General features: G+C 71.3%; 12 protein-coding genes and 3 pseudogenes. 9 read left to right on the forward strand and 6 right to left on the reverse strand.

Features of this window, described 5'->3' with window-relative positions; genetic code table 11:
- Nucleotides 1-41 precede the first annotated feature (41 nt).
- Nucleotides 42-1,067: a hypothetical protein gene (locus ACZ45T_RS17695; RefSeq protein ID WP_468442182.1), complete on the reverse strand. Its 1,026-nt coding sequence runs from the start codon at nucleotides 1,065-1,067 to the stop codon at nucleotides 42-44.
- Nucleotides 1,068-1,276: 209 nt separating this feature from the next.
- Between ACZ45T_RS17695 and ACZ45T_RS17700 the strand changes: the two genes are divergently transcribed.
- From ACZ45T_RS17700 to ACZ45T_RS17710, 3 genes are all read left to right on the forward strand, one after another.
- Nucleotides 1,277-1,471 carry a hypothetical protein gene (locus ACZ45T_RS17700; RefSeq protein WP_468442184.1) on the forward strand — a complete coding sequence of 65 codons (195 nt, stop codon included), beginning with the start codon at nucleotides 1,277-1,279 and terminating at the stop codon, nucleotides 1,469-1,471.
- A 79-nt stretch (nucleotides 1,472-1,550) separates the two neighbouring features.
- Entirely contained in the window at nucleotides 1,551-4,487 is a 2,937-nt protein-coding gene (lanL, locus tag ACZ45T_RS17705; protein ID WP_468442185.1) for a class IV lanthionine synthetase LanL, read from the forward strand.
- Nucleotides 4,488-4,575: 88 nt separating this feature from the next.
- Nucleotides 4,576-4,701, forward strand: a complete 126-nt coding sequence (locus tag ACZ45T_RS17710; RefSeq protein WP_189745961.1) for an ALQxL family class IV lanthipeptide — start codon at nucleotides 4,576-4,578, stop codon at nucleotides 4,699-4,701.
- 114 nt (nucleotides 4,702-4,815) lie between these two features.
- Here ACZ45T_RS17710 and ACZ45T_RS17715 read toward each other — a convergent pair whose 3' ends face one another.
- Both ACZ45T_RS17715 and ACZ45T_RS17720 read right to left on the reverse strand, forming a co-directional pair.
- Complete coding sequence (locus tag ACZ45T_RS17715) at nucleotides 4,816-5,571, reverse strand: hypothetical protein (protein ID WP_468442187.1); 756 nt, start codon at nucleotides 5,569-5,571, stop codon at nucleotides 4,816-4,818.
- Nucleotides 5,572-5,584: 13 nt separating this feature from the next.
- Nucleotides 5,585-8,419, reverse strand: a pseudogene (locus ACZ45T_RS17720) (RHS repeat-associated core domain-containing protein); the annotation flags it as partial.
- A 220-nt stretch (nucleotides 8,420-8,639) separates the two neighbouring features.
- On the opposite strand from ACZ45T_RS17720, the pseudogene ACZ45T_RS17725 reads away from it, so the two are divergent.
- Nucleotides 8,640-8,976: pseudogene (locus ACZ45T_RS17725) on the forward strand (flavoprotein); the annotation flags it as partial.
- A gap of 44 nt (nucleotides 8,977-9,020) precedes the next feature.
- Here ACZ45T_RS17725 and ACZ45T_RS17730 read toward each other — a convergent pair.
- Nucleotides 9,021-10,082, reverse strand: coding sequence for a PQQ-dependent sugar dehydrogenase (locus ACZ45T_RS17730; protein WP_468442188.1), 1,062 nt, complete (start codon nucleotides 10,080-10,082; stop codon nucleotides 9,021-9,023).
- A gap of 264 nt (nucleotides 10,083-10,346) precedes the next feature.
- Here ACZ45T_RS17730 and pqqA point away from each other — a divergent pair, with 264 nt between their 5' ends.
- Genes pqqA through pqqE form a run of 5 tightly spaced genes read left to right on the forward strand, consistent with a single transcriptional unit; the run spans nucleotide 10,347 to nucleotide 13,570 of the window.
- Nucleotides 10,347-10,502: a pyrroloquinoline quinone precursor peptide PqqA gene (gene pqqA / locus ACZ45T_RS17735; protein WP_468442190.1), complete on the forward strand. Its 156-nt coding sequence runs from the start codon at nucleotides 10,347-10,349 to the stop codon at nucleotides 10,500-10,502.
- A gap of 14 nt (nucleotides 10,503-10,516) precedes the next feature.
- Entirely contained in the window at nucleotides 10,517-11,425 is a 909-nt protein-coding gene (gene pqqB / locus ACZ45T_RS17740) for a pyrroloquinoline quinone biosynthesis protein PqqB (protein ID WP_468442192.1), read from the forward strand.
- Complete coding sequence (gene pqqC / locus ACZ45T_RS17745; RefSeq protein WP_468442194.1) at nucleotides 11,422-12,138, forward strand: pyrroloquinoline-quinone synthase PqqC; 717 nt, start codon at nucleotides 11,422-11,424, stop codon at nucleotides 12,136-12,138. Before pqqB ends, pqqC begins: the two co-directional genes overlap by 4 nt.
- A complete protein-coding gene (gene pqqD, locus ACZ45T_RS17750; protein ID WP_468442196.1) occupies nucleotides 12,135-12,440 on the forward strand; it encodes a pyrroloquinoline quinone biosynthesis peptide chaperone PqqD in 306 nt (101 codons plus the stop codon). The genes pqqC and pqqD overlap by 4 nt, the downstream gene beginning before the upstream one ends.
- A complete protein-coding gene (gene pqqE, locus ACZ45T_RS17755) occupies nucleotides 12,437-13,570 on the forward strand; it encodes a pyrroloquinoline quinone biosynthesis protein PqqE (protein WP_468442198.1) in 1,134 nt (377 codons plus the stop codon). The genes pqqD and pqqE overlap by 4 nt, the downstream gene beginning before the upstream one ends.
- Here pqqE and ACZ45T_RS17760 read toward each other — a convergent pair.
- Nucleotides 13,522-13,629: pseudogene (locus ACZ45T_RS17760) on the reverse strand (CorA family divalent cation transporter); the annotation flags it as partial. The gene pqqE and the pseudogene ACZ45T_RS17760 overlap by 49 nt on opposite strands.
- A gap of 345 nt (nucleotides 13,630-13,974) precedes the next feature.
- Nucleotides 13,975-14,154, reverse strand: a complete 180-nt coding sequence (locus tag ACZ45T_RS17765; protein WP_468442199.1) for a hypothetical protein — start codon at nucleotides 14,152-14,154, stop codon at nucleotides 13,975-13,977.
- Between the last annotated feature and the right edge of the window lie 233 nt (nucleotides 14,155-14,387).

Here is a 14,387-nt window from a genome sequence, read left to right on the forward strand (position 1 = left end):
AGCCGCGTTGACGAGGTGGGCAGTGGCGTTGACGAGGCGGGCTATTCCGCAGAGGTGAGTCCGGCGCGTTCGGCCAGGGCGCCGCCCTGGAACCGGCTCTCGGCGCCGAGCTCCTCCAGCAGGTCGGCGATGTGGCGGCGGCAGGTGCGCAGGGACATGCCCATCCGCCGGGCGATCACCTCGTCCTTGGCGCCCTCGGCCAGCAGCCCGACCAGCGCCCGGCGCAGGCTCGGGCCGACCTCCTTGTACGCGGCCTCGCTGCTGCCGTGGAACGGGGTCGCGCCGGACCAGTGCTGGTCGAAGACCCGGCACAGGTACGCCACCACGTCCGGGTCCCGGACCAGTACGGCCCCCTCGCCCGGACCGCCTTCGGTGCGCCGGGGCAGGAAGGCCACCGAGCGGTCGAACACCACGGCCCGGTCCGGAAGTTCTGCGGCGGTGCGGTACTCGGCGCCGGCCTGCGTGAGGGTCTCCACGTACCCCTGGGTGGAGAGGCTGGCGCGCGCCGAGTGCTGGTAGAGGGTGCGCATCCCCACCCCGCGGCGCAGCATCGCGAGGTCCCGTTCGATGGCGTCCCCGAGGCGGTGCGGGGCCCGGCCGCCGCCCGGCTGGATGCTGAACACCTCCTCCCGGCAGCGGGCCGACTCCTCGGTGAGCATCGCCGAGGCGGCCGCGAGGTCGGGCAGCACGTCCACGCCCTGCTGGTGGTCGCGCTCGCGTCGGGCCGCGCGGTAGTGCGGTATCAGGGAGCGCAGATCCTCGCGTACGGACTGGGCGTGCGCGGCGGCCTGCGCGACCTGGGCCTCCAGCGGGCCGACCGCCTCCGCCGCGGCCGCGTCCGGGCTGACCGGTATCAGCTCGTCGGGGCTGCCGGGCGCCGGGCGCAGCAGCCGGAGCAGCAGCAGCGTGCGGCAGGCACCCTCGACCTCCTCCAGGCTCATGCCGAGGGCCCCGGGCGCGTCGGGCGGCCACCTCTTGAGGCTGCCCTGCGACAGCGCGTACTCGAAGACGGCGACGGCCCGGGCGTCCAGCCGCGGCAGTTCGATGGAATTTGTCGGGATGGTCATCATTTCCCCAGCAATGCGGCCCTGTTACTTCCGTGCCATGCAGGCTATTGCCAGCTCAATGGGCTGGACCAACGGGGTACGCCGGTATGAAATTTGAGCATCCGGCCGGGGCCACACCCCATCAGGCCGATATGCCGACCTACGGCGCGAGGCGCCCCACGCGGGCGTCCGCTGCCCGATCCACGACCTCCCCATCCAGGAGCTGTCCCATGTCCAGAACCCTCCGCTGTGTGCTCCTCCTCGTGGCCTTGCTGGCCGGCGGGGCCTTCGTCGCCGAACCGGAGGCAGGGCCGGGGGCGGCCGCCGGGCACCACCGGGGTGCGCAGGACGGGGCGAGCGCGGTCCTCGCCGCGGACATTCTCGACACCAGCTGGGGTGACGACTACATCCGGCCCCTTCTTTAAGGGCCCCTTCCTCAAAAGCCTGTTGGCCCCTTCCGTCCGCCTCATTGGTTCCGCCGTGCGAAGTGCGAGGTCGTAGAGCGTGTCATCACTGCCCGAGACTCCGTCCCGGTCCTTCACCGGGCCGCGGCGGACACGCGCCGAGGGTCCCGCGGACCTGGCGCTGCTGCCCGACCTGGTACGCGCCGTCCTCGCGCGGGGCGGGGCCGGCGGGGCCGGAGCAGCGGGGGACTGGGCCGTGGAGCAGGGCGAGTTCTGGTGCCACGTGCGGCCGGGGGACGCCGTCCGTCGCACCCAGGGGTGGAAGCTCCACGTCTCGGCCACCCCGCTCTCGGCCCCGCTGGTGCTGGCCCGGGCCGCCGAGGTGCTGACCGCCCACCGGGCGCCGTTCAAGTTCGCGGCGAGCCCGGCGCGGGTCGCCGCCCTGGTCTCGGGGCGCTTCACCCGGGGCGGGGCCGGCAAGTTCATCACGGTCTACCCGGTCGACGACGCACAGTTCCGGCTGCTCGCCGAGGAGTTGCACCGGGCCACCGTGGGTCTGCCCGGACCCGCGGTGCTCTCCGACCGGCGCTATCTGCCGGACAGTCAGGTCTACTACCGCTACGGGGTGTTCGCGGCGACCCCCGAGCTCACCGCCGACGGCGCCTTCGCCGCCCGTCTGACCGACCCCGAGGGACGGCCGGTCCCCGACGAGCGCAACGCCTGGTACAGCCCGCCGTCCTGGGCGGGCGACCCGTTCCCGGGCCGCCCGCTCGCTCCGGCCCGCAGCACGGCCACCGCGAAGCCCGTGCTGCTGCACGGGCGCTACCTCGTACGCGGCGCGATCCAGCACTCCAACAAGGGTGGCGTGTTCCGCGCGGAGGACACCGCCACCGGCGCCCAGGTGGTCGTCAAACAGGCCCGTCCCCATGTGGGCGCCGGCCTCGAAGGGCTGGACGTACGGGACCTGCTGCGCCGGGAGGCGGCCCTCCTGGAACGCTTCGGCAAGCAGTTCCCCGACCGGGTTCCCCGGCTCGTCGACGTGTTCGATCAGCAGGGCAGTGCGTTCCTGGTCGCCGAGTCGGTCCCCGGGGCGACCCTGCGCCGGACCGTCGCCGAGTCGCTGATCCGGGAGGGCGCCGCCTGCCCCGACGAGCGGACCGCCGAGTCCCTGGTCCGGCAGCTGCTCGAACTGGTCGCGGTCGCCCACGAACTCGGCGTCACCCTGCACGACTTCAATCCCAACAACGTCATGGTCACCCCCGACGGGCGGCTGCGGCTGATCGACCTGGAGATGGCCGCCGAGGAGGGCGAACGCTGGGTGCTCGGCGCCACCCCCGGCTACACCGCCCCCGAACTGCGTGCCGCCGACCCGGTGGCCCCCGCGTTCGGGCCCGGCGTGGACCTCTACGCCCTGGGCGCCACCATCCTGCACACCCTGACCGGCGCCGATCCGCTCTTCGCGCCGGACCGGCCCGCGGCGGGGGCCCGCCCGGACGAGGAGCGCCTGTCCCGGCTCCTGGAGCTGCTGGCCCGCGACCAGCCGCTCGTACGGCGGTTCGGGCCGCTGGTCCGGGGGCTGATGCGGGACGCGCCCGCGGACCGCTGGACCCTGGAGCGGGCTCGGGGGACCCTCACCGGCGGCGCGGCACCGGCGGTCCCCGCCGCACCCGCCGGCACGTCGGAGTCCACGGGGGCCACGGGGTCTACGGGGGCCACGGGGTCTACGGGGTCTACGGGGGCCACGCGCCCCACGCCGTCTCCCGGCCCGGCGGAGGTGCGCGCACGGCTGCTGCACGATGGCATCGCCCACCTGCTGGCCACCATGCGCCCTGCCGACCCCGAGCGCCTCTGGGCCGCGGACTCCTTCGGCGAGACCTGCGACCCGGTGGCCCTCCAGCACGGCTCGGCGGGCGGGGTGAGCGTGCTCGCCCGGGCCCTGCGCCACGCGGACGACCTCGCGGCCGGGTTCCCGTACGGGACGACCTCCCACGGGGCCCCGTACGGGCCGCCGGTGACCCGGGAGGCACTGCGTACGGGGCTGCGTACGGCCGCGCTCTGGACGGCGGACCGCCAGGAGGCGCTGCCCGGCAACCTGCCCGGACTCCACTTCGGCCGTTCGGGCACGGCCTGGGCCCTGCTCGACGCCGCCCGGGCGCTGCAGGACGAGGTGCTCGCCGAACGTGCCGTCGCGCTCGCCCTGGCGCTGCCCGTGGAGTGGCCCAACCCGGATGTCTGCCACGGCGCGGCCGGCGCCGGCCTGACCCAGCTGCACTTCTGGCGCACCACGGGGGACCCGCGCTTCCTCAAGCGTGCAGCGCAAGCTGCCGAAGGGCTGCTGGCGGCGGCTCGGGGCACGCCCGAGGGCGTCTTCTGGCCGGTGCCCGAGGACTTCGACTCCGGTCTGGCGGGCGCCTGGCACTACGGATTCGCGCACGGCGTGGCCGGCGTCGGCACCTTCCTGCTGCTCGCCTGGGAGGCCACGGGCGACAAGCGGCTGCGCGCCGCGGCCGTGGCGGCGGGCGCCACCCTGGCCGAGGCCGCCCGCCGCGGACCGGCGGGCACGCTGTGGCCGGTGGACCGGGCCCGGCACCTGTCGGACTCCCCGGACCTGGCCCGGCACTGGTGCAGCGGCTCCTCCGGCGTGGGCACCTTCCTGGTCCGCCTACGGTCGGCCACCGCCACGCCCGACGAGGGCCTGACCGACCTGGTGGAGGGCGCGGCAGCCGCGGTCCGGGCGGGCAGGGTGACCGATACGGCCGCCACCTGCCACGGGCTCGCGGGCAACGCCGAGTTCCTGCTCGACGCGGCCGAGCTGACGGGCGATGCGCGCCACCGCGCGGGAGCCGAGCTGCTGGTCGAGCACATGGCGGCCCAGGCGGTGCTGCGCGACGGCCGGTTGCTGGTGCCCGACGAGAACCGCAAGGCCGTGCTGGCCGAGTACGCCACCGGTCTGGCCGGGAGCCTGTCACTGCTGCTGCGCCTGCGGTACGGCGGCCCGCGAGCCTGGCTGCCCGAGGGCGAATCCGCCCACCCCTGAGTGTCCGGTGGCCTCCGGCCACCGGCTGCCGGGCTCATCCGGGTCCGGCGTTCCACCCGCAGTTCCATCCGCACAGAAGGAGACCGCCATGGCGGAGTTCGACATCGATGCCCTCCAGGTCCTGCCCGAGGACGTCCGTACCGAGGACGCCCGCGGCGAGGAGCACGCCGCCGCGCTGATCACGGCCTGCCGCTGGCACACGAGCGGCTGCTGATCGCCTGCTGAACCGGCGGCGATCCCCCTCGCCGCCCGGGAGGGGACCGGAGCCCTACACCGGTCCCCTCCCTCAGGCATGCTCGCCGCGCCCGCCCGCCCAAACCGGCCGTCACTAGTTCCCGTAGTCCTCTACCAAGTCGGCGATCTTCGTAGTCAGGGCGTCGATTCGGTGTCGGTCCTCGCGCTGATTGCGCAGGCTGTGGTCGAGTGCCCGGAGGCTGGCCAGGGCGGCCGGGTCCCGGCGCCTCACCCCGTCGAGCAGCGGCGTAGTGATGAGGTCGAGGCATTCGGTGAGCAGGAGCCGGGTGGCCGGGGCGGGGGGAGCCGGGTCGGGGGCGGCGAAGCCGGTGGTCAGGTAGCGGGCGGGGTCGGTGAGGCTCCAGCCGACGATGGTGCCGTGCTGGACCAGGATCGCCACGTCGGGTGCGATGCCGATGCGGGCCTCCAGCGGCCCGTCGAGGACGTCGAGGTCGCGGAGGCAGGTGAGCACGGTGTCCCCGGGGGCGCGGCACAGCTCCGTGGTCACCTCCAGGCGGAAGTCCCGGGCCTCGTCCGCGCGAAGACCGCCCGGGCGGACGAGGGGTGTAGCGGGAACACGGGCACAGTCCTCGACGTCAGCGGCCTCACCGGCGATCTGAAACTCGGCGCCGACCAGTTTCCGGCTGGCCGGATCGAAGCGGAGTTCGTCGGGCGTGTCCCACAACCACGGCTGACTGCCGAAGGTGTCCAGAAGGAACCGCCCGCGTTCCTCGACGTTCGCGTACGTCGCGATGCGCACACTGAAATCCCAAAAATCGAAACGCGGAGTGATGCGCAGCGGATCGCCCGTCACCACCGCGGTCCAGTCGTCGTCGATGGTGAGTTTCATCGTGAATGCCACCTCATCTGACCTGCTCTGCGGGAGCCATGTAGCCGGTCTTGGCTGAAATCCTGCCCTCCACCACGTCCACGTGCGTAATCGGTGCACCGGGATCGGTGGGCAAGCCGCCCAGCGCCTCGGCCCCGGAGGGACCCTTGATGCCGGACGAACCGTATGCCGTGATGACATTGCCTGGCGCGGTATTGTCAGCCCGGACCACCACGATGTCCTCGCCCTGACGGAAGATCAATTTTCCGCTGCCCGCCGTCGAGTGGTACACCGCGTCCGGCTTCTTGAGGATCTCCATGACCATGTCCTCAGTGAAGCCGTGGTCGTCCGCGTGGTAGTTGCCAGCCTTCTTCATCTTGCCTTCCTGCGCCCTCTCGATGACTTCGTCTATGGCTTTGAGGGCGACCTCCCTGGCCTTCTGTGCCTTCTCCTCCTTCGTGTACTTGGGCATGAGGCCCAGCGGGTCGCACCCGCCGTGCGGGTTGTCCACGTACGCGACGGGGTTGGGGGCTGGAGCGAGGCCGAGGGGGTCCGGGGAGGCGTAGCGGCCGGTTTCGGGGTCGTAGTGGCGGAAGAGGTTGTAGTGCAGGCCGGTTTCGGGGTCGTAGTACTGGCCGGGGAAGCGGAGCGGGGTGTACGTGCTGCTGTCGCGGGCCCAGGCGGTGGTGCCCCACAGGGTGGTCCGGGAGTGCCACGCGATGTCGCCGGACTCGTCGATCAGTTCGGTGGGGGTGCCGATGAGGTCGGTGGCGATGGCGAAGAACCGGCGGTCGATCTCCTCCTGGCGGTCGTCGGCCGTGAGGATGCGCTCGGTCTGGGTCAGAGGGACGTCGCCGCGGTGGTCCCAGGTGAGGGCGACCGTGTTCGGCTGGTCCGGCTGGTGGCTGGTCTGTTCGCACAGGGTCAGGCCGTCCCAGGTGAACCGGACCTCCTCGACCACGCTCTCGCCGTCGGCCGCCAAGCGCTGCTTCCCGGTGCGGCGGCCGAGCGGGTCGTAGCGGTACTTCCACCGTGTCCCGTCGGGGGTGGTGACGGAGGTGAGTCGGTTCTCCGTGTCCCACTCGTAGCGCCAGGTGTCGGGCTTTCGGGAGAGGCGGGTCTTCTGTCGCAGGGTGACCCGGCCGAGGGCGTCGTGTTCGAAGCGGACCGTTCCGGCGCGGGTGATGGTGGTGCCGGTGTAGGTGCGTGGGCCGGTGGCGTCACTGCCGGGGTGACGCGATGGCCATGATGCCGATGTCTGGTTGCCGGCCGCGTCGTAGGCGTAGCGCTCCGTCCAGCTGTGGGCGTGGACGGCGGTGACGCGGCCGGCCCGGTCGAGATCGAAGGTGCGGGTGCCTGACAGCCGGTCTGCGACGGATATGAGATGGCCGTCGGCGCGGTAGGTGTAGGCGCGGCTGTTGACGGCGCGCGCCCCGGCGGTGGTGTGCTGCTCGGTGAGCCGTCCGGCTTCGTCCCAGGCGGAGGTCATGGTGATCGCGTCGCCGAAGACGCGGGTGAGCTCGCGGCCGGCGGCGTCGTGGGTGAAGTCGACGTGGTGATGGCCGGTGGTCAGGCGGTGTGGCGTTCCGTCGGCACCGTATGCGTAGTTGGTGACGTGACCGGTGGGGGTGGTGCGGCGCGTACGGCGGCCGAGGGTGTCATAGGCATAGGTGAGGGGACGGCCATCCACCAGCTCGGTCTTGACCTTCCCCCGGCGGTCGTACTGGTAACGGAGTTCCCCGTCCGGTCCGGCCGCCTCCAGCAGGCGTCCGGCCCTGTCGTAGGCGTAGGTCGTCGCCCGGCCGTCGACGTCCTTGGCGACCGCCTGGCCGAGCTGGTCACGCTCGAACGAGATGGTCCCGCCGAGCGCGTCGACGCGGGCGGCGAGCCGGCCCGCAGCGTCCAGCCGGTAGGTGAGGGAGCGGCCGTCGAAATCGGTCTCGGAGACGATGTTGTCGGCGGCGTCGTACTCGTAGGCCCAGGTAAGTCCCTGCGGATTGGTGACGCGGGTGAGGCGCAGCGCGGTGTCGTGCTCGAACTCGTAGCGTGCGCCGTCGGGTCCGGTGCGGGATATCGGCAAGTCGAAGTGGGTGTACTCGAAGCGGATGACGCCACCGGACGCGTCGGTGCGGGAGAGCAGGTTGCCCTCGCCGTCATACGTCCACGACTCCGTGGCGCCGTCGGGGCCGATGCGCCGGGCGAGCTGTCCGTCGGCATGCCACTCCAGGCGGGTTACGCCACCCACCGGATCGGTGATGCGGAGCGGCCTGCCCAGGGCGTCCCGGTCCGTGCGGGTGATGGCGCCGGCCGGGTCGGTCACCTCCACGGGGAGCCCCGACGCGTCGCACACCACGCGTGTCATGGCCCCTTCGGCGTCGGTGAGCGAGGTGAGCCGGCCGGCATGGTCGTAGGTGTAGCGGGTGGTCGAGCCGCCCTGATCGGTCACCGCCGTGCGGTTGCCGCGTTCGTCGAACTCATGGACCATGCGGGAGCCGTCCGGTCCGACGACTTCCACGGGCAGGCCGAACCGGCCGCGCACGGTTCGCAGTTCACTTCCGTCCGGGCGGACGGCGCGGACGACGCGACCGTCTTCGTCGTAGGAGAAGGCGGTGGTGAGGCCCAGCGGGTCGGTGCGGGTCAGCAGGTTGCCGCGCGGGTCGTAGGTGAAGCGGGTGGTGTGACCAAGCGGGTCGGTGACGGCCAGCCGACGGCAGCCGGGGCCGAACAGGTGGTGCGTCGTATGCCCGTCGGCGGTGGTGAGCGTGGTGGTGTGGTGACCTGTCTCCGGGTCCGGCTCGGTGTACGTCAGGGTGATCTGGACGTGGCCGGCCTCGCCGCCCTCCGACACGACGCGGTCGCGGTCGTCGTACGTGCGACAGCGCGCCCCGGCATGGGCGGTGGCGCTGCTGTCTACACGCTGATCCCTGCGCTCACGAGCCGGCGGAAAGGCCAGGCGGACGATGTGACGCGCCACGGGGACCACCGGCCGGCGCCCTGCCGGTTCGGCAGTCCGCACGCCACAAGGACCCCCACCGAGACGAGCCCCGGCCCGGTACCCGAGATGTCTGCTCGGGAGCCAACCAGGCCAGTACCCGATCCGCTCTGCCTGGCACTCACCCCGGCGATGCAGGGTCGTACCCGCAGGCCGACGCCACCGCAGTCGCACCGGCCACGTTCAACACGGTCAACAAGTGGGCGGCCGGCTTCGCGGACAATCTCGCACTCGGCATCTTCTGTGAGGCCCCCGGCATGGGCATCCCCACCGTGGTGCTCCCCTGCGTGAACAATGCCCTCGCTGCCCACCGCGCGTATCGGCGCAGCGTTGATGAGCTGCGTGAGATGGGGCGTGACTTCCGCTGGGAGGAGGATATTGCCCTCCTTGCCCCGCACTCCCCGCACTTCCCGCACTTGACGCGTCAGCGGTGACGTCGGCATGGCCACCGTTCGAGGGGCTGGAGCACCCCGCGGGCTCAGGCGGCCGGCTTTGTCAGCGCCACCTCCAGCACCGTGTCGGCACCGTCGGGCTGCCCACCGTTGCGGTCGGTGTTGGTCGTCGACAGCCACAGTGCGTTCCTGCCAGGAACCTTCTCGACCGTGCGCAGTCGGCCGTACACGTCCTTGAAGTGCGCCACCGGGGTACCCACCGTGGTGCCGCTGATGGGAATGCGCCACAGACGCTTGCCGCGCAGCCCGGCCATGTAGAGGTTGCCGTCGGCGTAAGTGAGACCGCTCGGTGTGGCCTCCGAGGTCGGCCAGGACGCCTTGGGGTTCGTCATCCCCTCAGCGGTGCAGGGACCTGAGCAGGTGGGCCAGCCGTAGTTCTTGCCGGGTTCGATGAGATTGAGCTCATCCACGTCGGTCGGGCCGATCTCGGACGCCCACAGGCGGCCCTGCGCATCCCAGGTCAGTCCCTGCGGGTTGCGGTGGCCGTAGGAGTAGACGTAGGTGCCGAACGGATTGCCGGGTGCCGGCTTGCCGTCGGCGGTCAAGCGCAGGATCTTCCCGTTGAGGGAGTTCTTGTCCTGCGCCAGGGTGTGCTGAAAGGCATCCCCCATCGAGGCGTACAAGTAGCCGTCGGGGCCGAACTTCAGGCGTCCGCCGTTGTGGACCCGCTCCTTCCTGATCCCGGTGAGCAGCGGCGTGTACCCGCCCAGAGTGGACCCGTCGTACGTCATGCGCGCGATTCGGTTCTCGGTCGCGGTCGTGTGAAGGATGTAGATGTAGTGGTCGTTGTTCCACCTGGGCGACACCGCGATGCCCATCACGCCGTCCTCGGCACCGGTGGTCATCGACTCCGGAACAGTGCCCATGAGCGTCTTCCCACCGGCCTGGGTGAGCCTGAACAGCTTGAACGTCTCGCGCTCGCTGATCACCGCGGAGCCGTCCGGCAGCCAGCTCATACCCCACGGCGTGGTCCACTGGGTGGAAACGGTCCGGACCGCGCCCGGTTCGGTGAGCGCATGGTTCCCGGGCGGATGCTCCGCGGGCAGCGCGAACGCGCTGGTCCCCGCGCCGGCCACCCCCACCAGCATCCCCGCGATCGTGACCCCGACGGCTCTCACCGCACGGAGCGGCCTGCGTCCGGGAGCCTTTCGGCGCGTTGTGAGAGTGGGCACGGGCATCCTCCGGGAAGGCTCGGCACTGGTTCACCCGGGATCGTAGGACCGCTATGACTGAAGGATGATCAGACATGCCGGTTGATCCCTCTGATGGACGCCCCTGAATTGCCAGGAACCCGCCGCCCCCGGAGGCTGCGATGGGGAGCGTCATCGACATCCGAAGGAAGGGACAGGCTCATGGCAACCGAGAGCATGGAACCGACGAACGCTCAGGGGCAGGCTTCCAGCTGCGAAGTGACCACACCCGACGAGGAAGCGGTCTGGCAGCAGCCCGAGTTCGAGGTCGTGGAGACCGCCCTCGAGGTGACGGCCTACTCGCTGGCCGACCGCTAGCGGACCCCGCGGACATGCTGCTCAAGGTGCTCGGTACCGCAGCCGGCGGAGGCGTACCGCAATGGAACTGCGCCTGCAGGGGATGTTCCGGGGCGCGTGCCGATCCGCGGCGCCGCCGCCACCACGCCTCACTCGCCGTCATGGCGGCCGAGGGCCACTGGTACCTGGTCAACGCGACACCCGACATCGCGGCCCAGATCGAGAACTGTCCCGAGCTGCATCCGGGCCCCGAGCGGCGACGCACACCGCTCGCCGGAGTCGTGCTCACAGACGCCGAACTCGACCACACCTTGGGCATCGCCCTGCTGCGGCAAGCCGAGCGGCTGGAGCTGCTCACCACGGCCGCCGTGCGGGATGCGCTGCTGGAACGGCAGCACCTGGGGGCGCTGCTCGCTCCGTACACCGAACTGACCTGGCGTCTGCTTCCCGAGGGCGGCCGGGCCGAGCCACTCGCCACGGGCTCGACGATTCACATCAGTGCCATCCCCGTGTCCGGCAAGCAACCGCGCTACGCCGCGGCCGGGGCGTCGGCCGGAGCCGCCGACCACTGGGTGACCGCCCTGCGGCTCACGGACAGAGCCACCGGCCGCACCGCCGTGTACGCACCCGCGCTCGGCGCATGGCCGGCCGCCCTGGAGGAGGCCGTCTCCGAGGCCGACTGCGTGATCCTCGACGGCACCTTCTGGGACGACGACGAGCCACGGCGTCACAAGTGCTCGGCCCGCACCGCGACAGCCATGGGGCACCTGCCGATCGACGGGCCGAACGGCACGGCACGACGGATCGCCTCCTTGTCCGCGCGCCGGCTTTACACGCACCTCAACAACACCAACCCCCTTGTCGACCCCGATGCGCCCCAGCACAAGGTGCTGGCCCGGCTGGGCATCGAAGTGGCCGCTGACGGAACGGAGATCGTGCTGTGACCGTCGTGGAAACGGAAGGTGCCTGGGCACAAGCGGAGTTCGAGGAACGGCTGCGGGCGGTGGTCGAGCGCCATTACCACGACCGTCATCCGTTCCATGTGCGGATGCACGAAGGCATGCTGAGCCCCGCCGAAGTGCGGCGCTGGATCAGTAGCCGGTTCTACTACCAGCGGAACATTCCGGTCAAGGACGCCCTGATCACCGCGAAGCTGGGCTCACCGGAGCTACGGCGCATGTGGGTGCGCCGGATCGAGGACCACGACGGACGCGAGGGCGACGAGGGCGGGATCGAGCGGTGGCTGCGCCTGGGTGAGGCGGCCGGTCTGGACAGGGCAGGTCTCCTCGCGGGTCGGGACGTGCTGCCGGGGGTGCGTCTCGCCGTCGACGGGTACGTCAACTTCTGCCGGCTGCGGCCGGCGCTGGACGCCGTCGCGGCGTCGCTCACCGAACTGTCCGCCCCGGATCTCATGCGGCGGCGCATCGATGCCCTCGAACGGCACTACCCGTGGATCGGCGCCGACGGACTGGCCTACTTCCGGGCACGTGTGTCCCAGGGTCGGCGGGACAGTGGCGAGGCAATGGCCCTCGTCCTCCAGTGGGCGCGCGGCAGGGTCGAGCAGGAGCGGGCGGTCGCGGCACTCACGTTCAAGTGCGAGGTGCTCTGGTCACTGCTGGACGCGGTGGACCACGCTCGGCGGGAGGATCCCCGATGACCTCGATGCCGATGCCGATGCCGATGACCTCGATCCCGGTGGCGGAGCCGCGATGGCGGCCGCGGCTCGCTCGGGCCGTCTTCCTGCGATACGACAAGGTACGCGGTACCGACCTGTTGACGATGCCGGAACGCGTGGTGGTCCTGCGTGGGCAAGCAGGCGACGTTCTGCGGCTCTGCGACGGTGAGCGGGATGTCCCCCGGATCGTCGGTGAGCTGGCGGCGCGCTTCCCGGTTGCCCCCGTGACCGCCGACGTTCCCGATTTCCTGGACCGGATGCGCGTCGAGGGCTGGCTGCGATGACGGGCGTGCCGCCCCCCTGGGCACTGCTCGCCGAGCTGACCCACGCGTGCCCGCTGCGCTGCCCCTACTGCTCCAATCCACTGGAGCTGTCCCGCCGCAGCCGGGAACTGTCCACCGTCCAATGGCAGGACGTCATGCGGCAGGCCGGGGACCTGGGAGTGGTACAGACTCATCTGTCCGGCGGGGAGCCCCTCTTGCGCCCGGACCTGGACGCGATCGTCCTCGCCGCCGACTCGGCCGGGCTGCACACACAGCTCGTCACCAGCGGGGTAGGTCTCGATGCCGTCCGGCTGTCGGGACTCGTCAACGCCGGACTTCGCAGCGTGCAGTTGTCGGTGCAGCACTCCGACGCGTCAGCCTCCGACCGCATCGCGGGGCGCAGGTCGTTCGACGCCAAGGAGCGGGCCGCAGCGGTGGTGCGGGAAGCGGGACTGCCGCTGGGGGTCAATGTCGTCCTTCACCGCGACAACCTCGACGCGATCGATGCCATCGTGGAGCTGGCGCTGGCCTGGGGCGCGGACCGCATCGAGCTGGCCAACACACAGTTCTACGGCTGGGCCCTGCGCAACCGTGCGGCCCTCATGCCGACCCGCGCCCAACTGTCCCGGGCGTCAGAGGCGGTGCAACGGTGGCGGGAGCGGCTGGACGGACTCACCGAGCTGATCTGGGTCGTGCCCGACCATGTCGAGGGAATCGCGAAGCCGTGCATGGGCGGCTGGGGAGCGATCTCGCTCACCGTCACACCCGACGGCACCGTGCTGCCCTGCCAGGCGGCCGCGACACTGCCCGGGCTCAACGCGCCGAATGTCGGCGACCGGACGCTCGCCTGGATCTGGGAGCGCTCCGACTGCTTCAACCGCTATCGCGGCACCGACTGGATGCAGGCACCGTGCCGCAGCTGTCCGCAGCGCGAGAAGGACTTCGGCGGATGCCGGTGCCAGGCCTACGCGCTGACCGGCGACCCCACCCGTACCGACCCCGCGTGCCGGTTGTCGCCCGAGCACGGACTCATCCGTGCCGCGGCCCTGGCCGACGCGGAGGCGCACGACTACGTGTACCGGGGATGGACCGGCCAATCGGGCCCTCCGGCCCACTTCAGTTCGGGCATGTCTTCGAAGTTCATGCCATAGAGCGTTCCCACCAGGGTGGGGGCGAAGAGGATGGCGGCCCAGGAGGAGATCTTCTTGGAATGGTCGCCCTTGACTCGTTGACCTGCAGGGATCGTTGAATGGGGTGTGCTGACCTGCGGTGATGGACGTTTCCGGTGCTTTCACCGTGACGCCGATTTACGCGGTCGATTCCCCCCCCAGGCGCTCCCCGGCGCGGCTTTATTCTCCCCGGATTCTCCACGGCCAACGCCGGTTTCTGAAGGCATTACCGCTGGTGAGAGGGCTCTCCTTGGGCACGCGAAGAGGCTACGCACCGCATCGGAGAAGTTGCCACGGGCGGGACACGCTCGGCCTGCCCATCGACGGCATCGGGTCGTTGAGGTCAGGCCGCGCCGGGACGACGGCAGACGCCGCTCGTCGGCAGGTCACGCGGGGAAGGTCACCAGCCTGAGGGTCCTTGATGACGGCCGGGCCTTCCGGGGTGCACCAGCGTCGGCCGTCGGCTTGGCCGACTGCAGCCCGCGCCGGTGCGTGGTGAGGAAGCACACTCGGCGTTCCTGCCAGAAGGTGTCGCCGCCGTCTGCGGGCGGGGCATCGGTGCTCAAAGTGTGTCTCCTGGGTGCGTACGGCGAGGCTGCGCAGACCCCGTTCACGTGCCGGTGTGGGCGGTGCGGGGTGCCTGCTTGACGGGACGCGAGACGGTCGAACGTCCGCCCTCGCGGTCCGCCTCCTCCCGCAGCGGCTCCACCCGCTGTCGGGCAGCCGGCTCCCGCTCCTTCAGCAATCGCTGACGGCATCCGGCACCTTCACGCAAGAGACAGCACGACGCGCCGTCACT

This window comes from Streptomyces sp. NPDC030995, assembly GCF_055571215.1.